At 62.8% G+C, this 21,147-nt stretch carries 27 protein-coding genes; 11 read left to right on the plus strand and 16 right to left on the minus strand.

The genetic code is table 11. The features are described from left to right. Positions 1-24 precede the first annotated feature (24 nt). Together NKJ46_RS24480 and NKJ46_RS24485 are read left to right on the plus strand one after the other, a co-directional pair. Positions 25-1,236: a hypothetical protein gene (locus NKJ46_RS24480; protein ID WP_352668249.1), complete on the plus strand. Its 1,212-nt coding sequence runs from the start codon at positions 25-27 to the stop codon at positions 1,234-1,236. 151 nt (positions 1,237-1,387) lie between these two features. Beyond that, complete coding sequence (locus NKJ46_RS24485) at positions 1,388-1,729, plus strand: hypothetical protein (RefSeq protein WP_352578246.1); 342 nt, start codon at positions 1,388-1,390, stop codon at positions 1,727-1,729. A 16-nt stretch (positions 1,730-1,745) separates the two neighbouring features. Here NKJ46_RS24485 and NKJ46_RS24490 read toward each other — a convergent pair whose 3' ends face one another. The 4 genes from NKJ46_RS24490 to NKJ46_RS24505 all read right to left on the minus strand — a co-directional run bounded on the left by NKJ46_RS24490 (position 1,746) and on the right by NKJ46_RS24505 (position 5,230). Next, positions 1,746-2,234 carry a GNAT family N-acetyltransferase gene (locus tag NKJ46_RS24490; RefSeq protein WP_352668251.1) on the minus strand — a complete coding sequence of 163 codons (489 nt, stop codon included), beginning with the start codon at positions 2,232-2,234 and terminating at the stop codon, positions 1,746-1,748. A 1-nt stretch (position 2,235) separates the two neighbouring features. Further along, positions 2,236-3,735, minus strand: coding sequence for an Asp-tRNA(Asn)/Glu-tRNA(Gln) amidotransferase subunit GatB (gene gatB / locus NKJ46_RS24495; protein WP_352668253.1), 1,500 nt, complete (start codon positions 3,733-3,735; stop codon positions 2,236-2,238). Between the two features lie 191 nt (positions 3,736-3,926). Continuing rightward, complete coding sequence (locus NKJ46_RS24500) at positions 3,927-4,358, minus strand: CBS domain-containing protein (protein ID WP_023717464.1); 432 nt, start codon at positions 4,356-4,358, stop codon at positions 3,927-3,929. A gap of 101 nt (positions 4,359-4,459) precedes the next feature. Further along, on the minus strand, positions 4,460-5,230 hold the full coding sequence (locus tag NKJ46_RS24505) for a rhomboid family intramembrane serine protease (RefSeq protein WP_352668256.1): 771 nt from the start codon (positions 5,228-5,230) through the stop codon (positions 4,460-4,462). Positions 5,231-5,622: 392 nt separating this feature from the next. Here NKJ46_RS24505 and NKJ46_RS24510 point away from each other — a divergent pair, with 392 nt between their 5' ends. From NKJ46_RS24510 to NKJ46_RS24520, 3 genes are all read left to right on the plus strand, one after another. Beyond that, a complete protein-coding gene (locus NKJ46_RS24510; RefSeq protein ID WP_352668258.1) occupies positions 5,623-6,261 on the plus strand; it encodes a PAS domain-containing protein in 639 nt (212 codons plus the stop codon). 117 nt (positions 6,262-6,378) lie between these two features. Then, the gene (locus NKJ46_RS24515; protein ID WP_352492546.1) at positions 6,379-6,996 is read left to right on the plus strand and encodes a PilZ domain-containing protein; all 618 of its coding nucleotides are present in this window, start codon (positions 6,379-6,381) and stop codon (positions 6,994-6,996) included. Between the two features lie 262 nt (positions 6,997-7,258). Beyond that, complete coding sequence (locus NKJ46_RS24520; protein ID WP_352668306.1) at positions 7,259-7,858, plus strand: transglutaminase-like cysteine peptidase; 600 nt, start codon at positions 7,259-7,261, stop codon at positions 7,856-7,858. A gap of 213 nt (positions 7,859-8,071) precedes the next feature. On the opposite strand, the gene NKJ46_RS24525 is transcribed toward NKJ46_RS24520, so the two are convergent. After that, complete coding sequence (locus NKJ46_RS24525) at positions 8,072-8,968, minus strand: LysR family transcriptional regulator (RefSeq protein ID WP_352668260.1); 897 nt, start codon at positions 8,966-8,968, stop codon at positions 8,072-8,074. A gap of 96 nt (positions 8,969-9,064) precedes the next feature. Between NKJ46_RS24525 and NKJ46_RS24530 the strand changes: the two genes are divergently transcribed. Both NKJ46_RS24530 and NKJ46_RS24535 read left to right on the plus strand, forming a co-directional pair. Beyond that, entirely contained in the window at positions 9,065-10,252 is a 1,188-nt protein-coding gene (locus NKJ46_RS24530) for an MFS transporter (RefSeq protein WP_352668263.1), read from the plus strand. A 30-nt stretch (positions 10,253-10,282) separates the two neighbouring features. Next, positions 10,283-11,029, plus strand: a complete 747-nt coding sequence (locus NKJ46_RS24535) for an SDR family oxidoreductase (RefSeq protein ID WP_352668265.1) — start codon at positions 10,283-10,285, stop codon at positions 11,027-11,029. A gap of 58 nt (positions 11,030-11,087) precedes the next feature. On the opposite strand, the gene NKJ46_RS24540 is transcribed toward NKJ46_RS24535, so the two are convergent. Further along, positions 11,088-11,615 (minus strand): gamma carbonic anhydrase family protein, encoded by a 528-nt coding sequence (locus NKJ46_RS24540; RefSeq protein WP_352668267.1) that lies wholly within the window; start codon positions 11,613-11,615, stop codon positions 11,088-11,090. An 18-nt stretch (positions 11,616-11,633) separates the two neighbouring features. After that, complete coding sequence (locus NKJ46_RS24545) at positions 11,634-11,978, minus strand: DUF6949 family protein (RefSeq protein ID WP_352668269.1); 345 nt, start codon at positions 11,976-11,978, stop codon at positions 11,634-11,636. A gap of 120 nt (positions 11,979-12,098) precedes the next feature. Between NKJ46_RS24545 and NKJ46_RS24550 the strand changes: the two genes are divergently transcribed. Next, positions 12,099-12,830, plus strand: a complete 732-nt coding sequence (locus NKJ46_RS24550; RefSeq protein WP_352668272.1) for a hypothetical protein — start codon at positions 12,099-12,101, stop codon at positions 12,828-12,830. Between the two features lie 287 nt (positions 12,831-13,117). On the opposite strand, the gene NKJ46_RS24555 is transcribed toward NKJ46_RS24550, so the two are convergent. Both NKJ46_RS24555 and cysE read right to left on the minus strand, forming a co-directional pair. After that, positions 13,118-13,321 (minus strand): DUF3126 family protein, encoded by a 204-nt coding sequence (locus tag NKJ46_RS24555; RefSeq protein ID WP_023674799.1) that lies wholly within the window; start codon positions 13,319-13,321, stop codon positions 13,118-13,120. Positions 13,322-13,535: 214 nt separating this feature from the next. After that, the gene (gene cysE, locus NKJ46_RS24560) at positions 13,536-14,384 is read right to left on the minus strand and encodes a serine O-acetyltransferase (RefSeq protein WP_023717455.1); all 849 of its coding nucleotides are present in this window, start codon (positions 14,382-14,384) and stop codon (positions 13,536-13,538) included. A 160-nt stretch (positions 14,385-14,544) separates the two neighbouring features. Between cysE and NKJ46_RS24565 the strand changes: the two genes are divergently transcribed. Continuing rightward, positions 14,545-15,165 (plus strand): HD domain-containing protein, encoded by a 621-nt coding sequence (locus tag NKJ46_RS24565; RefSeq protein ID WP_352668273.1) that lies wholly within the window; start codon positions 14,545-14,547, stop codon positions 15,163-15,165. Here the strand turns inward: NKJ46_RS24565 and NKJ46_RS24570 are convergent. The 5 genes from NKJ46_RS24570 to NKJ46_RS24590 form a co-directional block, all read right to left on the minus strand. Then, on the minus strand, positions 15,162-15,662 hold the full coding sequence (locus NKJ46_RS24570) for a GNAT family N-acetyltransferase (RefSeq protein WP_352668275.1): 501 nt from the start codon (positions 15,660-15,662) through the stop codon (positions 15,162-15,164). The two genes, NKJ46_RS24565 and NKJ46_RS24570, sit on opposite strands and share 4 nt — an antisense overlap. A 67-nt stretch (positions 15,663-15,729) precedes the next feature. Next, positions 15,730-16,101: a hypothetical protein gene (locus tag NKJ46_RS24575; RefSeq protein ID WP_352668276.1), complete on the minus strand. Its 372-nt coding sequence runs from the start codon at positions 16,099-16,101 to the stop codon at positions 15,730-15,732. Between the two features lie 139 nt (positions 16,102-16,240). After that, entirely contained in the window at positions 16,241-17,008 is a 768-nt protein-coding gene (locus NKJ46_RS24580) for an alpha/beta fold hydrolase (protein ID WP_352668279.1), read from the minus strand. Positions 17,009-17,028: 20 nt separating this feature from the next. Beyond that, positions 17,029-17,592: a DUF192 domain-containing protein gene (locus tag NKJ46_RS24585; RefSeq protein WP_352668281.1), complete on the minus strand. Its 564-nt coding sequence runs from the start codon at positions 17,590-17,592 to the stop codon at positions 17,029-17,031. A gap of 19 nt (positions 17,593-17,611) precedes the next feature. Further along, positions 17,612-18,208: a cold-shock protein gene (locus NKJ46_RS24590; RefSeq protein WP_502903448.1), complete on the minus strand. Its 597-nt coding sequence runs from the start codon at positions 18,206-18,208 to the stop codon at positions 17,612-17,614. A 215-nt stretch (positions 18,209-18,423) separates the two neighbouring features. On the opposite strand from NKJ46_RS24590, the gene gloA reads away from it, so the two are divergent. Next, the gene (gloA, locus tag NKJ46_RS24595; protein WP_023674793.1) at positions 18,424-18,864 is read left to right on the plus strand and encodes a lactoylglutathione lyase; all 441 of its coding nucleotides are present in this window, start codon (positions 18,424-18,426) and stop codon (positions 18,862-18,864) included. Between the two features lie 78 nt (positions 18,865-18,942). Further along, a complete protein-coding gene (locus tag NKJ46_RS24600) occupies positions 18,943-19,236 on the plus strand; it encodes a DUF2218 domain-containing protein (protein ID WP_352668285.1) in 294 nt (97 codons plus the stop codon). Between the two features lie 6 nt (positions 19,237-19,242). Here the strand turns inward: NKJ46_RS24600 and NKJ46_RS24605 are convergent, their stop codons facing one another. Both NKJ46_RS24605 and ilvA read right to left on the minus strand, forming a co-directional pair. After that, positions 19,243-19,815, minus strand: coding sequence for a DUF1697 domain-containing protein (locus NKJ46_RS24605; RefSeq protein ID WP_352668287.1), 573 nt, complete (start codon positions 19,813-19,815; stop codon positions 19,243-19,245). Then, positions 19,812-21,068 carry a threonine ammonia-lyase IlvA gene (gene ilvA, locus NKJ46_RS24610; protein WP_352668290.1) on the minus strand — a complete coding sequence of 419 codons (1,257 nt, stop codon included), beginning with the start codon at positions 21,066-21,068 and terminating at the stop codon, positions 19,812-19,814. The genes NKJ46_RS24605 and ilvA overlap by 4 nt, the downstream gene beginning before the upstream one ends. Positions 21,069-21,147: the final 79 nt, after the last annotated feature.

The following is a 21,147-nucleotide window of genomic DNA, read 5'->3' on the forward strand; positions in this document are numbered from 1 at the left end:
TTCCAACGACAGAGCGAGGATACCATGTTGAAAACCTGCACGATGCTGTTCTTCTGCCTGATGGCGGCCACCGCGGCCGCCCAGCCGCCGCCTTCGGGGCCGCCGGTTCCCAGTGCGGCACTTACCCCATGCAACCCCGCACAATCGAACAAGCCCTGCGAAGCCGAACTCGGCGTGTTCCTGATCACTAACACCGTCCGCAATCTGGCACAGGCCAAGGTCGACGCCACCAACGCACAGCTCGCCGCCCAGGGACGATCGTCACGCGCATCGATCGAATCGCTGCAGCAATGGCGGCCGTCTCGCTTTGCGACGCAGATGCTGAACCAGCCGAACAGCTCGTTCGTCAAAGTTCCTTATATCCTGACCATCAAAGTCTCGATCCCGGTGACCTCCGACCGCCACATCGGCATTCCCATAGACATCAACGTCTTCTGCAGCGGCTGGCAGACCGATTCCAGCCAGGTCATCATCCGCTCGCAACCCGGCCCGGCGAGCTTCGAGGGCGGCAACATCCTCGAAGACGTTTTCAACGTCGGCAATTACATCGACGCCCAGGTACGCAGCTCGTTTTCGGCACCTCTGCCGGTGACGACGCCGGTTCCGAATTCGAAATGCTCGGCCATAGACGGCTCCGATGCCGGCACGCAGGCCACCGACGATGATCTCATCTTCTGGACGGTGCCGCGACGCAACCTAGTGGTGACGGACGCCATAGCCAAGCCGACGATTGAAGTGACCTTCGACAGCCTCACACGCCTGGCAGCACGCGACTTCCACAACAATGTGGTCTACGCGGAATCCGAGGCGATAAACCTCAACGTCTATGCCAATGAGGACGGCCTTCAGAAGGCGCTGACGATGCGCGAAGGCGACGTGGCTGCGCTGAACCTTCCCGCACTCAGGCTCGACGCGCGAAAATACGATTCGCTGGTCGTCATCGGCAATGTCGACCAACCGCCGAACGACCCCAGAGACAGCGCCTTCGCAGTTGCGGCCAAGACTGCGGGATTCGGTGCCGGTTCCAAGACCATGCAGATCCCGAAGTGGTATTCGAGGCCTCCGGATCAGTTCAATCACAAGCCTACATGGATCAGAGTTCCGGGCTACGAGCTGCGCTATACGGTGCGCTATCTCAACAGCGGCGGGCTGGCCGTCGATGGTGGAACCAGCACGGTCCGGCCTCCAAAAGTCACCGTTCCGATAAAGACGCTCATCAAGCCGAAAACGCCCTGACGCGGCCGCTGGCGGATGACGGCGGCGGTTCGGACCGCTGCCGCCATCCCCCGCGCGGCAGATGCGGCAACGCCGGCATCATGGCCTGATCTTGCGGGAACAAACGCGCCACTTCGCCACGAGCGAGCGGCGCCGTCGATGGAGACAAACGATGCTGCACCTTCCCCACACCATGCCCGCCGTCCGGATCATTGCGGCAATCTCGCTGCTTGCCTTCCCGAACTTCCTGCCGCCGGTCACGAGCCCGGCGAACGCGCTGCCGGTCAGCCAATCCTGCCGGATCACCACCTATTACAAGACGGCGGCGAAGGCGACCGAGGTTGGCGTGCGCTCGACGTGCCAGGGCGTCAAAAAATGGGGCGTCACGTCGAAATATTACGAGGTGGAAAAAATCGAAGCCGCCACGCCCCCGCACACGTCGGGTGGCGGCGGCAGCCTGCCGTGCGAGTTTCTCGCCGCCGGCTGCTCCAACCTGCCTGAGAAACGCAACTGAGCGTCAGGCGAACGGGCTAGCCGATCGCCTTCTCCAAGACCAGCGCCGGCAATCCAGAGGCGCCGCCGCAATCGGCCGTGTTGCCGGCGGGCAAGAACCCTCTCGAGCGGTAAAAGGCGATGGCCGGAGCATTTGCTTCCTCGACCTCGACGCGCAACGTCCGGGCCTCCGGAAAGCTCGCCTCGATCTCGTCCAGCAGCGCCTGGCCGATGCCTTGCCTCTGCCAGGCCGGATGCACGTAAAGCTGGTTCAGCATGACGATCCCGGGATCCGTGGTGGCGGCGGCGAAGGCCATGCCGCCGATGCTCTTGCCGTCGTCGGCGAGCAGGAACTCCGAATTCGGCCGCGTCAGCCGTGCTTTGAGTGCGGCGATCGAATGCCATTCATCGGTGATTTCGGTGACCCGCGGCGCGCCGTAGATGGCATCATAGGTGGCATGCCATGTCTCGACCAGCAATGCGCGCACCGCCGCAAGATCGCGCTCGCCGGCGGTGCGGACGAACATCCTACTCGATCCCGAGCCTGGCCTTGACCAGCTCGTTGACCGCCTGCGGATTGGCCTTGCCGCCGGTCGCCTTCATCACCTGGCCGACGAACCAGCCGGCCATGGTCGGCTTGGCGCGCGCCTGCTCGACCTTGTCCGGGTTGGCCGCGACCACCTCGTCCACCGCCCTTTCAATGGCGCCGGTATCGGTGACCTGCTTCATGCCGCGGCTTTCGACCAGCTGACGCGGATCGCCGCCCTCGTTCCAAACGATCTCGAACAGATCCTTGGCGATCTTGCCGGAGATAGTGCCTTCCTTGATCAGGTCGATGACCGCGCCAAGCTGGTCGGGCGAAACAGGAGCGTTTTCAATATCCTTGCCGGCCTTGTTCAAGGCCCCCAGGAGGTCGTTGATGACCCAGTTGGCAGCGAGCTTGCCGTCGCGCCCGGCCGCCACCCTCTCGAAATAATCGGCAATCGCCTTTTCCGAAACCAGGATCGAGGCATCGTAGGTCGACAGGCCGAGCGAGGTGATCAGCCGCGCCTTCTTGGCGTCCGGAAGTTCCGGCAGGTCCTTTGCCAACGCGTCGACATAGGCCTGGTCGAATTCCAGCGGCAGAAGGTCGGGATCGGGGAAATAGCGGTAGTCGTGCGCTTCTTCCTTGGAGCGCATCGAGCGCGTCTCGCCCTTGTTGGGGTCGAACAGCCGCGTTTCCTGCTCGATCCTGCCGCCGTCCTCGAGGATTGCAATCTGGCGGCGCGCCTCATAGTCGATGGCCTGGCCGATGAAACGGATCGAGTTGACGTTCTTGATCTCGCAGCGCGTGCCGAATTCGCCGCCGGGCCGGCGCACCGAGACGTTGACGTCGGCGCGCAGCGAGCCTTCGTCCATATTGCCGTCGCACGTGCCGAGATAGCGCACGATCGTGCGCAGCTTGGTGACATAGGCCTTGGCTTCATCGGCCGAGCGCATATCCGGCTTGGAGACGATCTCCATCAGCGCCACGCCGGAGCGGTTGAGATCGACATAGGACATCGTCGCATGCTGGTCGTGCATCGACTTGCCGGCATCCTGCTCCAGGTGCAGGCGCTCGATGCCGACCTCTATGTCCTCGAATTCGCCCTGCCGGTCCGGGCCGACCGAGACGATCACCTTGCCCTCGCCGACGATCGGCTGCTTGAACTGCGATATCTGGTAGCCCTGCGGCAGATCGGGATAGAAATAGTTTTTCCTGTCGAAGACCGATTTGTGGTTGATCTCAGCCTTCAGGCCCAGCCCGGTACGGATCGCCTGCTTGACGCATTCCTCGTTGATGACCGGCAGCATGCCGGGCATCGCCGCGTCGACCAGGCTGACATTGGCATTGGGCGCGGCGCCGAAAATGGTCGAGGCGCCGGAAAACAGCTTTGCCTGCGAGGTCACCTGCGCGTGGACCTCGAGGCCAATGATGATCTCCCAGTCGCCGGTAGCGCCGGGAACCAGGCGCTTGGCGTCGGGCGTGCGGGTATCGATGATGCTCATAAGGGCCTGCATATTGAAATTGCGGACATGCGAGAACGCATATTTTGATGTGCAACTTCGCTAGTGCAAACCGCCAAAAGAGACAAGCGCAAAGCCGCAGACGCCGACGCGGCACAGGCCCGCACCTGCCGCGATGGACTGCTATAGCGGCTTGAAAAAATTCAATGGCCGGCAACCCGGCCGCCGTCGCCTCATGCCGTGGCGATGTAGGCCCTGATCTCCTCGGCCTCGCGCTCGACATCCTCGATGCGCCGCTTGACTACGTCGCCGATCGACACGATGCCGTCGAGCAGCCCGTTCTTTTCCACCGGCAGATGGCGGAAGCGGCCCTTGGTCATGATCTCCATGACCTCGTTGACGGTGTGGTTCTCATTGCAGATCTTCACCTTGGGCGTCATCGCCGAGCGGATGGCGAGGTCGAGCGCCGCGGCCCCCTCCTTGGCGAGGACCCGCACCACATCGCGCTCGGAAAGAATGCCGACGATCTTGTGATCGCCGTTGGTGATGACCAGCGCGCCGATCCTGTGTTCGGAAAGCATGCGGATGGCTTCGCTGAGCTTTTCGTTCGGCCCGAGCGTCACCACGTCGTGGCCTTTTGCCTCGAGAATTGCCTTAACAGTCATGGCGTCCTCCTCTGCATTTCCTTGCCGGCTCCTGCCCTGGCCGGCTTTCCCTGGGATGAACATGGTGCGCCGCGATCGGTTGCTTTTCAAGTGCGGAGGTCTCAGGTCTCCGACTCGTCCGCCTGCCGGGGTGCCTGCTCTCGCCGATCAAAAAACCGCAGGCCGAAGAAGCCGGCAAGAAAGCCGCCAATATGGGCTTCCCAGGCGATCTGGCCGTCAATGCCAGGCGCCAGGCCGAAGAGGCCGGTCGCGAGGTTGATCACCATCCACATGGCGAGAAAGGTGACGACGCCGCGCGAGCGCAGCACTGCCGCCATCGGCAAAGGCTGACCGGCGAAGGCGGCCTTGCCCGACGAGCGGTCGATGCGGAAGCCGTAGCGTGCCGCCGCGCCCATCATACCGGAAATCGCGCCGGAGGCCCCGACCAGCGGCGCCTCGCCAAGCGGATGCATGGCCCAGAACAATGCCACCGCCGCCAGTCCGGTCGCGGCGAAGAACAGGCTGAAGCGCAGCGCGCCGAAGCGGTTGGCCAGCGGTGAGCCGAAGGCCGCGAGCCACACCATGTTGATGGCAAGATGGGCAAAGCCGCCATGCAGGAAGGCGTAGGTGAAAGAGCTTGAAAACGCAAAGAAATCCAGGTCGAAGCGGCCGGAATAGCGGATCGGCACAAAGGCAGCCCTGACAAGCAGTTCGAAGTCCTGGTCGTCGGTCAGCCAATAGACCCGGATCAGATGGACAGCGACGCAGATGCCGATCACCGCCAGCACCACGGGCGGCAGGTTGAACACCGGCTCGCGGCGCTGCTCCGGTTCGCGGGCGACAGGCCCGCCCTCGCCCTGCTCGATCTCCGGTGGGCTTTCTGGGTCGCTCATATGGCTTGCACTCAGTCGCTGGGTTGGACTTCGCGAGCATGTAGATCACGGCCAACCGAATCACAAACGGCGAATCAGCAGCCCCGAATCAAAAAAGAAGCCGTCCAAGGTTTCCCTTGAACGGCTAGTCGAGCCCCCTTGCTCCCCCTGAACTCTTGACTGAAGTGCTGCCGATCGTCGCAAAACGACCGCTTCTGGAGTGGTTTTGGTGTGCCACAGGGCTGGCTGGCGCGCAACGTAAACCAGTTGTTAACCTTAACCGCCCCGACCCGTGAACAAGTATTAACGATGCTGGCACGCATCCTGCTCCGCAACGCATGTAGGTCTTCGGAGGGCGCCCTTCTGTTCACCGATGGGACATCAGAAGACAGAATGCGCGGAGCAGCATTAGCATGAACCAGACCGGATCGATCACGCTGTTCCATTATTGGAACCGGTTGCGTGACGGACGCCCTGCCCCGAAGCGCTCGGAAGTCGAACCCGCGGATATCAAGTCGCTGCTGGCCGACACGTTCATCCTGGAAAAGGACACGCGCGGCGAAGCGGTGTTCCGGCTGGCCGGCACCAGGCTCTGCGCGGTCTATGGCCGCGAACTCAAGGGCTTTTCATTCCCTTCGCTGTGGCGCGAGAAGGACCAGCGGCTGATCTCGAAGCTGACCGACGGCGTCTTCGACCAGAAATCGGTGATGCTCATCACCTATGAGGGTTTCAGCCGCAACGGCCGATCCAACAGGTTCGAGCTGCTCGCGCTGCCGCTCGACGGCGGGGTCGAGAGCCCGCGCTGCCTCGGCGTGATAAGCGCCGTCGAAAAACCCTTCTGGCTGGGTGCCGACCCGGTTCTCGACGCCTTGATCGATTCGATCCGTGTCGTCGATCCCGACAAGGAGCCGATGTTCCTGAAGAACCGGCCGGCGATAGAGGTTCCCTCGCTCGCCCCGTCGGAATTCGACCCGCCCGAGACGATTTCGGCGCTCGGCCAGGCCCGCCGCATCCGTCACCTGGTCGTCTTCGACGGCGGACGCGAGGAATGATGCCCAAAGCTTAAAGCAACAGCGCCGGGCTTTCCCCTTTGTTAACCTGCTTTGTTGTAGTTTTCCGCTGAAATTCCCCGCATCCATGCGCGGAATGCCGAACGGGGTATGGCAGTGATGAGGTCAGCGGCGGTCGACCATGCGCCGTCCCAAGCTGAAAGGCGTAACTTTCAGCGCGTCCGCGTGAAGATTTACGGACGCTTCATGCTGGAAGACCGCACCGAGCATCCGTGCCAGGTGGTCGACATGTCGCCCGGCAACGTTGCGCTGCGCACCGAGCGCGCCGGCCTGGCTGGCGAAAAGGTCATTGCCTATATCGATCACATCGGCCGCATCGAAGGCGTCATCACCCGCACTTTGCAGGATGGCTTTGCGATGACCGTCATCGCGTCCGACCGCAAGAGGGACAAGCTCGCCGCGCAACTGACCTGGCTTGCCAACAAGCACGAGCTCGACCTGCCGGAAGACCGCCGCCATGAACGCGTCGCACCGCGCAACCCGACGAGCGTGCTGCAGCTTGCCGACGGACGCCAGTACCAGTGCCGCATCATCGACCTGTCGCTGTCGGGCGCGGCGATCGAGATCGACGTCAAGCCGGCCATCGGCGTCCAGGTGACGCTCGGCACCATGCGCGGCCAGATAGTGCGTCATTTCGAAGATGGCGTCGCCATCGAGTTCGCCGTCATCCAGCGGCCGGAAACGCTCGATACCGAATTCAGCTCACCGCGCGGCTAACGCGGAAGCCTTAGCGCCATCGGGAAGAGAGGCTCGCGATCCTTCGCGCCCCCCTCTGTCCCGCCATCCTAGCTGTTCGAACGGTGCGACGAAACATGGGAACGGACCTGGCTAGAATCCTTAAACAATTCTATACTCAATTGCGTCAAATTTTATATTTATTCTATTGGCGTTTTACTTAATGTCTACTTCGTGCTTTTGCGTCAAATAAATCCAGCCGTGTCAATGTCTCCTCAAACGGGGAGACTGAATAATGAACAGGATGAGGGGCAAGCTGTTGCTGGCGGCAATAGCGATGCAGCTTTTCGGCTGGGGGATTGCAAACGCGGCGGAGCCGGCCTTCATGCACACCGGCGGCCGCACCACACAGCCGGTCGGTCACTACGAATTGTGCCAGCAGCTTCCGCAGGAATGCAATCAGAGGACGCCTGGGCGGGCACCCGTCGAGCTCACCCGCAAGCTGTGGGCGACGATCGTCAAGATCAACAATTCGGTCAACAGCAAGGTCGCGCCGCGCACCGACATGGAAATGTGGGGCAAGGAGGAAGTCTGGTCCTTTCCCAATAGCGGCTTCGGCGACTGCGAGGACTATGCGCTGGAAAAGCGCCGCGAGCTGATGAGCATCGGCGTGCCGGCCGGTGATCTGCTGATGACGGTCGTGCGCCAGCGCAATGGCGACGGCCATGCGGTGCTGACCGTGCGCACCAGCCTTGGCGAGTTCATCCTCGACAATCTCCAGCCCAAGGTGCTGTCCTGGACCAATACCGGCTACACCTACCTGAAGCGCCAGTCCGAGCGGAATTCCGGCGCCTGGGTGACGATCAACGACGGCCGCTCCGACGCGGTCGCCAGCGTCCGCTGAGGACGCGACGCAAAACCCGGTCGAGTCCCCACCCTCCCCGTCCCCAACGACCGGGTTTAAGGAGCCGGCCCCGTCCCCGGGCCGGCTCCACCATTTCTGGGCGAAACGCATTCGATTCAGTTATCCCGGCTTGCCTCCAACTGCGCTTCGTCACCCAAGCTGCCGCACGACCGTTTTATGAGATACGAGCTGCCGTTTGCCGTCGAAACGCTGTTACTTGCCCCTGATACGGAACGCGTCGACAAAGGCGGAAAACGCCGGAGAGGGATGGCGTCGGCTTGGATAGTACAGGTGGTAGCCCTGGAAGGTCGGGCACCATTTGGTCAAGGCTTCCTGGAGAAGGCCACTCTCAATGTGTGGAAGGACGAGTTCGCGCGGCAGATAGGCCAAGCCCACTCCGTCAAGCGCGGCCTGGATCGCCGGCCCCATGTTGTTAAGCGTCAGTTGCCCCTCGACCCGAGCACTGAACTCGCGCGCGCCTTCCCGCAATTCCCATGCATAGACCGATCCTGACGTCGGCAGCCGGTAGTTGATGCAGTTATGGTCGGTCAGCTCCTGCGGTGTCTCCGGCGGCGACCGATGGGCGAAGTAATGGGGTGAGCCGACGACAGTGTAGGTCACGTCGGCTCCGATGCGCACGGCTACCATATCCCGGGCAATGGACTCGCCCAGCCGCACACCGGCGTCGAACTGGCGCTCGACGATGTTGGTGAAGGCGTTGTCGACCACCAGCTCGACATTGATATCGGGGAAGTCGCTCAGGAACTTTGGCAGCCGGGCGCGGAAGACAAGGTCGACCGAATCGTCGGTGCACACCAGGCGAATGTTGCCGGACGGCCTGTCGCGCAGGACGCCGAGAGCGCTGACCTCAGCCGCGATCCCTTCGAAATGCGGTTCGATGCCTTCCTTGAGGCGTTGACCGGCCGCCGTCGGGGCCACGTCGCGCGTGGTGCGAGACAGAAGACGAACGCCAAGCCGCGACTCCAGCGACTTGATGGTGTGGCTAAGAGCCGAAGGAGTGACCCCGAGCTTGGCGGCTGCTCGGGTGAAGCTCCGCGTCCGGGTGATCTCCAGGAACGCGCGCATTTCGGCGAACTCGTCGCGTGGCATTGATGAGCCTCATTCACAACCACATCAAAATTATACCCGCTAGTCGCATTTGGCCAGCCCGACTACTGAGTTCGGCAACGGACAGGAGACTGCCTTATGGCCATTGATTTCGCGCTGGGCGAGGCCGCCGCAACTGACAGCACGACGACCCCATGGTCTGCGGTGGTCTGCCTGTCGCTGCTGACCTTCCTTCTGGTCGGACTGGAGTTCCTGCCGGTGAGCCTGCTCACCCCGATCGCTCAGGATCTGGTCGTCTCCGAGGGTCAGGCAGGCCAGGCAATCGCGGTATCCGGATTCTTCGCCGTGGTTACCAGCCTCTTGGGCAATTCGCTGTTGCGAAACGTCGATCGACGGACGGTGGTTCTGCTCTATACGGCAGTGCTGGCCGCATCGAGCCTGGCGGTGGCGCTTGCTCCCAACTTCCTGGTCTTCCTGGCCGGGCGGGCGCTGGTCGGCATCGCGATCGGTGGTTTCTGGTCACTGTCGACGGCCATTCTGGCCCGCCTGGCCGCGGGACCCGACCTGCCCAAGGCCATTGCCTTGCTCCAGGGCGGCACTGCCTTCGCATTGGTCATCGCCGCGCCCGTCGGCAGCTTCCTCGGATCGCTGATCGGATGGCGGGCAACCTTTTTCGTCACCGTCCCCATCGGCCTTGCGGCGCTCGTGTGGCAGTTGGCTATTCTCCCGAAGATGCCGCCGATGGAGGTCGCCTCGGTATCGAGCATGTTCGGCCTGCTGCGGAATCGCAGATTCGCCATCGGCATGGGCGCGACCGGGCTCGCTTTCATCGGGCAGAACGCGCTCTCGATCTATCTGCGGCCGTTTCTGGAAAACGTGACGGGCCTCGAGGTCAACACCCTCTCAATGGCTCTGTTGGGCGTCGGCCTCGGTGGCGTGGCGGGACTGTCGATCATCGGCCTCATACTCCGGCGGCACCTCACAGCCGTGCTGATCGGGCTGCCGAGTGCACTCGCGGTCTTCGCTCTACTGCTGATTGCCTTTGGACCGTTTGCACGCGCCACGGCCGCCCTGCTGGTTCTTTGGGGACTGTTCGCGACCCCGATCCCGGTGGCGTGGAACACCTGGATGAGCACGCTCATCCCTGAAGACCTGGAGGCCGGGGGCGGACTGCAGGTCGCCCTGATCCAGCTCGCGATCGCGGGCGGCGCTATTGCAGGAGGCCTGCTGTTCGACGTGGCCGGCTGGTGGAGCGCCTTCCTTCTGGCCGCCGTCCTGCTCACGGGCTCGGCCTTGCTCGCCGCCTCGGCCGGCCCCCGCACCTGAACTCTTTCAATTCTTGTCTAGGAGAATCTCATGTCCGAAGGAATCGAGAACAAGGTCGTCGTCATCACCGGTGCCAGCAGTGGCCTCGGTGAAGCGACGGCACGCCATCTTGCCGCACGAGGCGCTTCCGTCGTCCTGGGTGCACGCCGGTCACACCGCATCGACGCGCTTGTCCAGGAACTGACCGGCGCTGGGCTCAAATCCAAGGCCGTCACTACAGACGTCACCGACGCCGGCCAGGTCCAGAACCTGGTGAACACGGCGGTCCGGGAATTCGGCCGCATCGACGTGATGCTCAACAATGCGGGCCTCATGCCGTTGGCCCCGCTCGAACGGCTCAAGGTCGATGAATGGGACCGGATGATCGACGTCAACATCAAGGGCGTCCTTTACGGCATCGCGGCCGCGCTTCCGTACATGAAGGAGCAGCGATCGGGGCACATCATCAATGTCTCGTCCGTATACGGCCATGTTGTCGACCCGGGTGCGGCGGTCTATTGCGCCACCAAGTTCGCCGTGCGTGCGCTGTCCGAGGGTCTGCGGAAAGAGGTCAAACCCTACAATATCCGCACCACCGTGATCTCGCCGGGCGCTGTCAGCACAGAGTTGCTCGAGCATATCAGCGAGCAGGATATCCAGCAGGGCACCAGGGACTTCGTGAGCAAGATCGCCGTGGGGCCAGATACGTTTGCCCGCACGGTCGCCTTCGCGATCAACGAGCCCGAGGACGTCGACATCAACGAGATCTTGTTCCGGCCGACCGCCCAGCCGGTTTGACTTGGAAGGGGCTATGCTTTCGGTATCCTAAGGCCCGGCTCCACCATTTCTGGGTCGGCTAGACCTTCTTCAGCCCCGCCCTGAACCGCCGGCCGTTTGCCACATAGTGCGCGGCCGAGGCGCGCAGCCTGGCGATTGCGGCCTCGTCGAGCATCCTGACAACACGCGCGGGCGAGCCGACGATCAGCGAATTGTCGGGAAATTTCTTGCCTTCGGTGACCAGCGCACCGGCGCCGACCAGCGAGTTATTGCCGATCTTCACGCCGTTCAGCACGATGGCGCCCATGCCGATCAGGCTGTTGTCGCCGATCGTGCAGCCATGCAGCAGGGCACGGTGGCCGATCGTGCAGCCTTGGCCGACGGTCAGCGGAAAGCCGGCATCGGTGTGCATGATTGTGTGCTCCTGCACGTTGGTGTCGGCGCCGATGACGATCGGCTCGTCGTCGCAACGGACGACGACGCCGAACCAGAAGCCGGCATTGCGGCCGATCCTGATATTGCCGATCAGAGTGGCGTCGGGCGCGATCCAGTTGCTGTCGGCGTCCTCGAAAGCGGGCGCTTTTCCGTCAATCGCGTAGATCGGCATTGCTGTCTCCAGATCGTCTCACACCGACAAGCTGCCAGACCCTAGAAGCGAAGCCGCCCAGGACGCAATGGCGATCACCACCATGCCCAGTGCCAGCGCCCAGATGGTCGCCGTACAGCCGCAGGAGATCAGCCCCAGCACCGAGATGCGACGCTCGCGCCAGGCGTCTAGCGCCTCGTTGGCGAACATCAGCGGCCCGGCGCAAGCCGTCGCGGCGAGCGAGCGCAGCATGTGCTTCGATGATACGTAGGGCTGGACGAAGGCAAGCTTGCGGCCGGCGACCAGCTCCATCGCCGATCCGACCAGGCCGCAAGCCGTCAGCCCAGCCATAAAACTGAATATGATTTGTTCGACCGGACCCATCTTTACCCTCCGTTTACCATGAAATCGCACAGTCGCCTGCAAAAGCTGCGAAGCAAGAGCCGTGCCGCGCCGAGATGTGTCGTTCAGGTACAGCCGATGGGACGGCAAACGAGGGTCGCGATGAAGCAGGCAGCCGCCACAGAAGGCCCGCAACTCAGCGTCGTCGATTCGACGCTGATGAAGCGGGTGTTTTATGCGTTCGCAACGCTAGCGCTGCTTTCGGTGGCGATCAGCCTTGGCGGCAAATGGTTCGGCCGCTCGATCGCCATGGCCGGGTATACCGACGACACCACGATCCACAAGGTCGTCATCGGCAACAACGTCATCGCCGTGCCGGCCAATGTCATCCGCTTTGCCCAGGCCCGGCGCGACGGCATCGCCTCGCGGCTCGACCTCTATCTGCGCTATCCCGAGATGGACGGCTACAGCGAGGCTGCCCGCAGCGACTTCAACCACACCGGACCCAGCAAGGACATCGTCTTCCTGTCGTTCGAGCCGCAGATGATGTCGCGCGATATGAGCGGCCGCTTCGCGCCGATCTACAGCGCGCTGATCGCCAAGCCGGGTACGCCCGGCCCTGGCGGCACGCTGCTTTACGCCTTCAGCGAAAAATCAGGCTATCTCAACGAAGTGCTGGCGGTCGCCGACCGCCCCGGCAAGGATCCGTTCGTTGCACGCTGCCTGAGCGGCCCGAGCGCGGACGAATCGCTAGCGCCCTGCGAACGCGACATCCTGGTCGGCGACAATCTCAGCCTCACCTACCGCTTCCCCCGGGAATTCCTGGGCGACTGGCAGGCGCTCGACGCGGCGATTTCGGACGAGGCAGCGCGTGTGCTGAAGACCGGGCGGTAAGCAACGAAACGAGCCGTTCCGTAGCGATCCTTCGCGCCCCTCTCTGTCCTGCCCTCTTACGACCACTTCTCCCCCACGAGGGGGGAGATCGGCCGTCATCTTGGCTTTCGCCAATCTCCAATGGTGCAGGAGGAGTGCAGCGCCGAAGCTGCCAATCTCCCCCTTCGTGGGGGAGATGCCAAGTAGTCGCAAAGAGGGCAGGCCAGAGGGGGGCGCCGTCCCGCCGGCGTCTCAAGGTTCCGTACCGTCGCAGCGCTCGAGGCGTAGCGGCCAGCTAAATTCCCGGCTCAGGCCAGATCGATGTCGAGGATCGCCATCGAGAAATTATAGTCGCCGTCGTCCTCGTCCTTGAAGACGATGCCGAGGAACTCGTCGCCGACATAGACCTCGGCCGAATCTTCCTTGCGCGGCCGCGCCTTCACTTCGAGTTTGGGGTTCTGGAAGGTGCGCTTGAAATAGGCGTCCAGCTTTCTGATTTCGTCCGGCTTCAACAGTCTTCTCCGATCGTCGCTTGCTCAAGTGCGTCGCGTCTGAAGAGACCGATGCGACGCGCTTTAAATCTTGCTTCATGCATGTCGCTATCCCAAAACCGCTGGGCACTTTTGGGCGACATGCATTGGTGAGCGCGCTTCTGGCACGTCGACAATGGCCATGTAAAGGCAAGCCGGCATAGGGGGGCAGGAATTCAGCCCCCTGCCCGAGCGCTCAGATGTCGAAGCTGACGACGTGGTCCATCGTCTGCGATGGCAACAGCTGGTCCATCTGCCGCGAGGGCTGGTCGCAGCCGGTCTCGCCGACGACGCGGGCCGGCACGCCGGCAACCGTCTTGTTGTGCGGTACCGGCGACAGCACCACCGACCCGGCCGCGATCTTCGAGCAATGGCCGATCTCGATGTTGCCGAGGATCTTGGCGCCGGCGCCGATCAGCACGCCGTAGCGGATCTTGGGATGGCGGTCGCCGCCGGCCTTGCCGGTGCCGCCCAGCGTGACGCCGTGCAGGATCGACACGTCGTCCTCGATTACCGCCGTCTGGCCGACGACGAGGCCTGTGGCGTGGTCGAGGAAGATGCCCTTGCCGATCCGGGCTGCCGGATTGATGTCGGTCTGGAACACCGAGGACGACCGGCTCTGCAGATACAGCGCGAAATCCTGGCGGCCCTGGTTCCACAGCCAATGCGCCAGCCGGTGCGTCTGGATGGCATGAAAACCCTTGAAGTAGAGCACCGGCATGATGAAGCGGTCGCAGGCCGGATCGCGGTCGTAATAAGCCTGGATATCGACGCGCACCGTCGTCGACCAGTCCTTGTCGTCGGCCGCCATCGCCTTGAACGTCTGGCGGATGAGGTCGGAGCCGATGTCCTGGTGGGCGAGGCGCTCGGCCAGCCGGTGGATAACCGCTTCCTCCAGGTTTTCCTGATTGAGGATGGTCGAATAGAGGAACGCCGCCAGCAGCGGATCGCGGTTGACCGCTTCCATCGCTTCGTCGCGGATCGAACGCCAGATCGGATCTACCGGCTGCACCCTGGTGGGACGGGAAATCGTAACGCTGTTCATCTGATGTCTCCGGCCATCCAATGTCTCGGCCATCCAATGTCTCGGCTTGGCGGCTTGCCTATTCTCCGGCCGCACCTATAAGCCAGATCATAGCACGGGTGAACTCAATTTTCCTTAGTGCTTCGTCAAATGGATTTGGTTCGCGGAATTTCAAGCAGCCATGGAAAACGCAACCTTGATGGACGAGACCCTGAAGCGCGAGCTTTCCGCGCTCTATGAGGCCGAAGATCGCCATTACCACGACCTTGGCCACATCGAGGCGATGCTGGCGCTGGCCAATGATTACAAGGCGTTGCTGCATGATCCTGAAGCAGTCGAAGCGGCGATCTGGTTCCACGATGCGATCTACGACAGCCGCGGCAAGGACAATGAGGCGAGGAGCGCCGCACTTGCCGAGGAGAAGCTCGCCGGCCGCACCGACGCACAACGCCTCGGCCGCATCGCGGCGATGATCACTGCGACCGCCGGCCACGAATTGCCGCCCCTTGGCGACCACCATTCGGTTCGTGACGCGGCGCTGTTCCTCGACATGGACCTGGCGATCCTGGGTGCCGCGCCTGACGTGTTCGACGCTTACGAACAGGCGGTCCGCCGCGAATATCAGTGGGTCGATGAGCCGATGTGGCGGGCCGGCCGTGCCGCTGTGCTAAAGGGGTTCCTCGCGCGTCAGCATATCTTCCACAGCGAGGAATTCCGCCGGCGCTTCGAAACCCAGGCCCGGCATAACATGGCGCGGTCGCTCAGGACGCTTGGCGATAAACTCAGCCCAGACAAACCTTAATCCGGAAACGTCTCCATGCGTTGCGCATAGGCCTTGAAACCGGCTCGCCCGTAGACAGATCGCGCCCCCGGATGATCGTGGGTGTCGGTGTGCAGCCAGACCCTTTCGGGTTCATGCGACCAGACGGCGCGCAGCGCCCGGTCGAGCAGGTACGGCCCAAGCTTGCGGCCCTGAAGAGCCGGAACGACCCCGAAATGAGCCAATTCGACAACCGGCTGGCCGACGCCCGTGAATTCGCACAGGCCGGCGACTTCGCCATCGACACGCAGGACGTGGATATGCGTCGACGGGCTGGCGAGAAGGCGCTCGAGGTCGCCCAAGGGCATGCGCAGCCGCTGATCCCATTGCACAGGCTCGCCAACAGCGCGGCACAGGCTGACGTAGTCAGCGACGCCAAGCGTTTCGCGCATCACTGCCGCGCCCGGCTCGGGAGCGGCAAAGCCGCCGCCGGACGGCGGCTCGGTCATCTCCAGATAGGTGACCAGAAGATCGACCATGGCAACTCGCGCAGATTTGAAGCTGAGGGGTCACGTCGATCGCTTGCCTGCCGGAGGTTTGCCGAGATCAGGTGAAAGCGCCAAAAGTCGATGCCATTGCCCACAGCATGAACACCCCGGCCGCCAGCGACGCGCCGTTGACCACGATGCCAGCCAGGCCGAGCACACGATTGTCGTTCTGGCGCCCAAGCGCCATCAGCCCGAAGACCGCGCCGGTAAGATGTGCCAAAGGCCCGGCCACGAAAAATACCGCAGCGAAGAAGCCCGTCGCACTGTTCTGGAGCAGTGGGGAGGCGTCGCTCGGCATTGCTATCAACGCGGTGATCGCAATCGCCCCTGTCGCCAATGCGGCCAGCGCTAGAACAACGGACCATTCGCCGAACGTGCTTTTCGTAACGACGCCCGGCAAAGCGGCGTCGCTTCTTCCCCATTGTGCCATCGTACCCCCCTGCCCCTCGTTCAGCGCGTGGTGGGTTTGAACCGATCCACGCGTCGCGCCTTATTTATTCCTGTATCGTTGCAAAACCGCTAAGAACCCCAGCTTCAGGGCCAATGGCCGCTTTTGGGGAGCCATTCCATCAAAGCGGATGGTCGGCATAAAACTCCAGCACGCGCTGCTTGAAGGTCTTGTCCCCGACCGCCAGCATGTGGTCGCGGCCTTCGACGTGAAAAGCCCTGGCGTTGGGCATCAGAGCGGCGAGTTCATCCGGCGAGCCGCCGATGTCGTCCTTGGTGCCGACGGCGATCAGCGTCGGCTGGGCAATGCGGGCGATGTCGGCCTCGCTCAGCAATTCGCGCGAGGTGGCGATGCAGGCGGCGAGCGCCCGACGATCGCTGCGGGTCTGGTCGGCGAAGGCACGGAACGAGCGGCCGCGCGGGTCGCTGGTGCCTGCGGGGTCCTCGGCCAGGAGGGCGTCGGCTATCGGATCCCAGTCGCCGACACCGTCGACCATGCCGATGCCGAGCCCGCCGAAGACCAGTGTCGCCACCTTGTCCGGGTCGGAGAGCGCCAGGAAGGCCGATATGCGCGCGCCCATCGAATAGCCCATGACATGGGCGCGTTCGACGCCGAGATGGTTCAAGAGCGCTGCCGCGTCAGACGCCATTTTTGCCGGCGTGTAGTCTGCTTCGTCATAGCTCTTCGACGACGAGCCATGGCCGCGATTATCAAAGGCGATGGCACGGTAGCCGGCATCGTTCAGCGTCTTGAACCAGCCGGGCGACACCCAGTTGACGTAATGGCTCGAGGCGAAGCCGTGGATCATCAGGACAGGATCGCCCTGCCCCGATGCCGGCTGGCGGTCAAGGAAAGCAAGGTCGAAACCGTCATGGGAGAAGAACTGCATCGGCCGAAGATCCTGTCCGTTCAGTCGGAATCGACATTCGGCGCATCGCCCTTGTCGGGCGGCGGCATGGCCGGCCCGGGCGCCGTGCCGATGGCCGGATGGCGCAGCAGGTCGCCGTCCTTAAGGCCCTTTTTGGCGGCGGTGCCTGCCTTGAGCTCGAGTACGAAGCGCACCGGCTCGTCCGGCGAGATGATCGCCTCCGACTGCGGCTCGCCTTGCTTGATCGCCCGGATCCGGCCGTCTTGGCCGACGAAGACCAGGTCGAGCGGCATCGGCGTGTTCTTCATCCAGAAGCTCACATCCTGCGGCGCACCGAAGACGAACAGCATGCCGTGATTGTCGGCCATGTGGCGGCGAAACATCAGGCCAGCCTCGCGCTCGGCGGGCGTGTCGGCGATTTCGACGGAAAAAGAACGCTCGCCGGCCTTCGTCACCGCGACCAGCGGCACCGGATCGACGGGAAGGATCATCGCCTTGCCGTCGGCCGAACTCGGTTGCTGAAAATAGAAGAACGCACTTGCGGCGACGATGAGGAAAATCCCGGCGCATAGCGCGCCCGCCGTCAGCCGGTTCCTGTGAGCCATATGAAATCCTCGACCGGAACTAATGCGAGACCGGCAAGGTACCCATATCGGGGTGAATTTCGGCAGCCATAAGGCCTTTGTCGCCGCGTCCGAAGCGGACCAGCACCACCTGGCCCGGCCGGAGTTCGGTGATGCCGTAGCGGCGCAGCGTCTCCATGTGGACGAAAATGTCCTCGGTGCCCTCACCTCGGGTCAGAAAGCCGAACCCCTTGGTGCGGTTGAACCATTTGACCAGCGCCCGTTCGAGGCCGCTTTCCGGCGTCACCGCGACATGGGTGCGCTGCTCCTGCATCTCCGCCGGATGCACCGCCGTGGAGACATCCATCGAGAGCACGCGGAAGGCCTGCAGCCCGCGCTCGCCCTGCTTGACCAGGCAGACGACGCGGGCGCCTTCCAGGGCGGTCTGAAAACCGTCCTTTCGAAGGCATGTCACATGGAGGAGGATGTCGCCCGAAGTACCATCATCGGGAAGGATGAAACCGTAGCCCTTGGCCACGTCGAACCATTTGATGGCGCCGGCGATTTCGACGAGATCGGCCGTATCGGCGCTCTCATCCCGCTTCAACGCATCGTTACCGGCCCCGTCCCGCCCCATGAAAGAGGCCTTTTCCCCCATAAGAACGCCCCCTTTTTTCAAGAAACACTGCAACTGATTCTTGGTATCAGATTAACACCGCGGCTTCCGGTGTGTGCAAGACCTGACGTGCCTTTTTTCACGGTTCCGTACAGGAATAGCGGATTTGCCGTTTGCCGGCGCCGGCAAGCGTGGCCAATTGCCCTTTGGCCGGGCCGCCCCTATGTTGCGCCGCAACGCAACATAAGGAGGAAATCATGCGCTATCTGCACACCATGGTCCGCGTCGCCGACATCGATGCCTCGCTCGATTTCTACTGCAACAAGCTTGGCCTCAAGGAAGTGCGCCGCCACGAAAACGAGCAAGGCCGCTACACGCTGATCTTTCTCGCAGCGCCCGAAGACGAGCAGAGCGGCATCTCCGAAAAGGCGCCGCTGGTCGAGCTGACCTACAATTGGGATCCGGAAGACTACAAGGGTGGCCGCAATTTCGGCCATCTCGCCTATGAGGTCGACGACATCTACGCCACCTGCCAGCGGCTGATGGACAATGGCGTCACCATCAACCGGCCGCCGCGCGACGGCAACATGGCGTTCGTCAAATCGCCGGACGGCATCTCGATCGAGCTGTTGCAGAAAGGTCCGGCAAAGCCGAAGGCCGAGCCGTGGGCGTCGATGCCGAACACCGGCAGCTGGTAGCCGATCACGCCATCTTGAACGGACGTCGACGGGCCCTGGTTCGGTTTTCGCGTCCGCATTCCCCAGGAGAATTCATTCATGCCGACCAGCCATGTCGACGTCGCCACCGAACATGCCAGCCGCTATCTGCAGCAGCTGTGCAAACATTGGGCGCACAAGTTTCCAGTCGAATTCGACGCGAACCACGGCGCTATCGATCTGACGCTCGGCCGCACGGTTCTCGATGCCGACCAGGCTGCGCTGCACATTGCGGTGACGACCGATGAAGCCGGCTCGCTCGAGCGCCTGGAAACGGTCGTTGCCGAGCACATCAAGCGCTTCGCCTTCCGTGAAGAGCTGGCATTCGACTGGAAACGCGCTCCGGCCGCGTAGACGACCTCAACCGCCGGCCTTGGCCATCTCGAGCAGCATCAGCACGGTGCGCCAATTGCGCGCCGTGCCAGGCACCTTCAGAACCCGCGGGATGAGATTGGCAAACACCGATTTGCCGAGCCCGTCAGGCGCATGCAGGTAGAGCACGTCGCCCTTGACCTCGAAGCGTTCGGGCCCGGTGCATTTTTCCGCCAGCCGGGCGACCTCCTCGGCGGTCGGCTGGCGCTCCAGCGCATAGGCGTGCAGCTTCGTCGGCTCGCCGGCCACTTCCGGATAGGGATTGTCCACCGCCAGCCGCTCGAGCCAGCCGAGATCGCGCACCATGATGCGCGAATGGAACCCCCATTTCTTCTCGAATTCCGCTTCCAACCGCCTGGTCAGCATCGCCGCATCGCAATCTGGCGACCGGAAGACGGCGTTGCCGCTCTGCACATAGGTGGCGATATCGGAGAAGCCGAGCTGCTCGAAAAATGACCTGAGTTCCGCCATTTTGACGATGCGGTTGCCGCCGACGTTGATGCCGGAAAACAGCGCGATAAAAACCTTCGCCGGAGCGTTCGGAAGATCGTTGCTGCTCATATGATGAACCCGGCGAGCGTCTCGTTGTCGGTGATGTCCTGGTAATGGACGCTCTCGGCATCGAAATTCGCCTTGAGCAGGTCGAAATTGCGGCGGTCCTTGGTTTCGATGCCGATCAGCACCGAACCGAAATTGCGCGCCGATTTCTTCAGATATTCGAAGCGGGCGATGTCGTCGTCGGGACCTAGCAATTCGAGGAAATCGCGCAGCGCGCCGGGCCGCTGCGGAAAGCGGATGATGAAGTATTTCTTCAAGCCCTCGAAGCGCAGCGCCCGTTCCTTCACATCGGGCAGCCGCTCGAAATCGAAATTGCCGCCTGACACCACGGCAACGATGGTCTTGCCCCTGATTTCCTTCCTGGAAAAATCCTTGAGCGCGTCGATCGCCAGCGCGCCGGCCGGCTCCAGCACGACGCCTTCGACATTGAGCATTTCGATCATGGTGGCGCAGAGCCGGTTTTCCGGGATCAGCCGCACGGTGTCGGCGGCAAATTCCCTGAGGTGGCGCAGCGGCTCGCGGCCGATCTCGGCCACCGCTGCGCCGTCGACGAAATTGTCGACCTTGGCGAGCTTGATCCGCTTTCCGGCGGCAAGGCTCTCGCTCAGGCTCGGGGCGCCGGCCGGCTCGCAAAAGACGAAACGTGTCTCGCGGTGCTGGTCGGCGAAATAATGGGTGACGCCAGCGGCCAGGCCACCGCCGCCGACCGGCAGCATGACGATATCAGCCATGCGCGCGCCGGGCATCTGGCCTGATATCTCGTAGGCGACGGTCGCCTGCCCTTCGATGATGTCCTTGTGGTCGAAAGGCGGCACCATGTGTGCGCCGGCAGTTTCGGTGAATTCGAGTGCCGCGTGGTAGCAGTCGTCGAAGAAATCGCCGACCAGCCTGATCTCGACGAATTCGCCGCCGAACAGCCGCGTCTTGTCGATCTTCTGCTGCGGCGTCGTCACCGGCATGAAGACAACGCCCTTTTTGCCGAAATGGCGGCAGACGAAGGCAAAGCCCTGCGCGTGATTGCCGGCCGAAGCGCAGACGAACAGCTCGGCAGCGTTGCCGGCGGCGAGCGTCTTGCGGAAGAAGTTGAAGGCGCCGCGGATCTTGTAGGAGCGCACCGGCGTCAGGTCCTCGCGCTTCAGAAGCACCCGCGCGCCGGTCTTCTTCGACAGATAGTGGTTTTCCTGCAGCGGCGTTTCCGGAAAGATCTCGCGGATCGCGGCAGCGGCGGCAGCGACGCGAGAGGAGAAACTGGTCATGGCAAGAGCACCCCACAGGCTAGCCGAATTCGGTCCCGCTATTGCATATCCGGCCTCGCGAAGCCATTGTCCGGCCACC

The organism is Mesorhizobium sp. M0166 (genome assembly GCF_040322255.1).
GTDB lineage: Bacteria > Pseudomonadota > Alphaproteobacteria > Rhizobiales > Rhizobiaceae > Mesorhizobium.

Bases quoted from the DNA above. Each gene is read 5' to 3' on its own strand.
- NKJ46_RS24480 (WP_352668249.1), top strand. From the start codon at position 25: ATGTTGAAAACCTGCACGATGCTGTTCTTCTGCCTGATGGCGGCCACC.
- NKJ46_RS24485 (WP_352578246.1), top strand. From the start codon at position 1,388: ATGCTGCACCTTCCCCACACCATGCCCGCCGTCCGGATCATTGCGGCA.
- NKJ46_RS24490 (WP_352668251.1), bottom strand. From the start codon at position 2,234: ATGTTCGTCCGCACCGCCGGCGAGCGCGATCTTGCGGCGGTGCGCGCA.
- gatB (WP_352668253.1), bottom strand. From the start codon at position 3,735: ATGAGCATCATCGATACCCGCACGCCCGACGCCAAGCGCCTGGTTCCC.
- NKJ46_RS24500 (WP_023717464.1), bottom strand. From the start codon at position 4,358: ATGACTGTTAAGGCAATTCTCGAGGCAAAAGGCCACGACGTGGTGACG.
- NKJ46_RS24505 (WP_352668256.1), bottom strand. From the start codon at position 5,230: ATGAGCGACCCAGAAAGCCCACCGGAGATCGAGCAGGGCGAGGGCGGG.
- NKJ46_RS24510 (WP_352668258.1), top strand. From the start codon at position 5,623: ATGAACCAGACCGGATCGATCACGCTGTTCCATTATTGGAACCGGTTG.
- NKJ46_RS24515 (WP_352492546.1), top strand. From the start codon at position 6,379: ATGAGGTCAGCGGCGGTCGACCATGCGCCGTCCCAAGCTGAAAGGCGT.
- NKJ46_RS24520 (WP_352668306.1), top strand. From the start codon at position 7,259: ATGAGGGGCAAGCTGTTGCTGGCGGCAATAGCGATGCAGCTTTTCGGC.
- NKJ46_RS24525 (WP_352668260.1), bottom strand. From the start codon at position 8,968: ATGCCACGCGACGAGTTCGCCGAAATGCGCGCGTTCCTGGAGATCACC.
- NKJ46_RS24530 (WP_352668263.1), top strand. From the start codon at position 9,065: ATGGCCATTGATTTCGCGCTGGGCGAGGCCGCCGCAACTGACAGCACG.
- NKJ46_RS24535 (WP_352668265.1), top strand. From the start codon at position 10,283: ATGTCCGAAGGAATCGAGAACAAGGTCGTCGTCATCACCGGTGCCAGC.
- NKJ46_RS24540 (WP_352668267.1), bottom strand. From the start codon at position 11,615: ATGCCGATCTACGCGATTGACGGAAAAGCGCCCGCTTTCGAGGACGCC.
- NKJ46_RS24545 (WP_352668269.1), bottom strand. From the start codon at position 11,978: ATGGGTCCGGTCGAACAAATCATATTCAGTTTTATGGCTGGGCTGACG.
- NKJ46_RS24550 (WP_352668272.1), top strand. From the start codon at position 12,099: ATGAAGCAGGCAGCCGCCACAGAAGGCCCGCAACTCAGCGTCGTCGAT.
- cysE (WP_023717455.1), bottom strand. From the start codon at position 14,384: ATGAACAGCGTTACGATTTCCCGTCCCACCAGGGTGCAGCCGGTAGAT.
- NKJ46_RS24565 (WP_352668273.1), top strand. From the start codon at position 14,545: ATGGAAAACGCAACCTTGATGGACGAGACCCTGAAGCGCGAGCTTTCC.
- NKJ46_RS24570 (WP_352668275.1), bottom strand. From the start codon at position 15,662: ATGGTCGATCTTCTGGTCACCTATCTGGAGATGACCGAGCCGCCGTCC.
- NKJ46_RS24575 (WP_352668276.1), bottom strand. From the start codon at position 16,101: ATGGCACAATGGGGAAGAAGCGACGCCGCTTTGCCGGGCGTCGTTACG.
- NKJ46_RS24580 (WP_352668279.1), bottom strand. From the start codon at position 17,008: ATGCAGTTCTTCTCCCATGACGGTTTCGACCTTGCTTTCCTTGACCGC.
- NKJ46_RS24585 (WP_352668281.1), bottom strand. From the start codon at position 17,592: ATGGCTCACAGGAACCGGCTGACGGCGGGCGCGCTATGCGCCGGGATT.
- NKJ46_RS24590 (WP_502903448.1), bottom strand. From the start codon at position 18,208: ATGGGGGAAAAGGCCTCTTTCATGGGGCGGGACGGGGCCGGTAACGAT.
- gloA (WP_023674793.1), top strand. From the start codon at position 18,424: ATGCGCTATCTGCACACCATGGTCCGCGTCGCCGACATCGATGCCTCG.
- NKJ46_RS24600 (WP_352668285.1), top strand. From the start codon at position 18,943: ATGCCGACCAGCCATGTCGACGTCGCCACCGAACATGCCAGCCGCTAT.
- NKJ46_RS24605 (WP_352668287.1), bottom strand. From the start codon at position 19,815: ATGAGCAGCAACGATCTTCCGAACGCTCCGGCGAAGGTTTTTATCGCG.
- ilvA (WP_352668290.1), bottom strand. From the start codon at position 21,068: ATGACCAGTTTCTCCTCTCGCGTCGCTGCCGCCGCTGCCGCGATCCGC.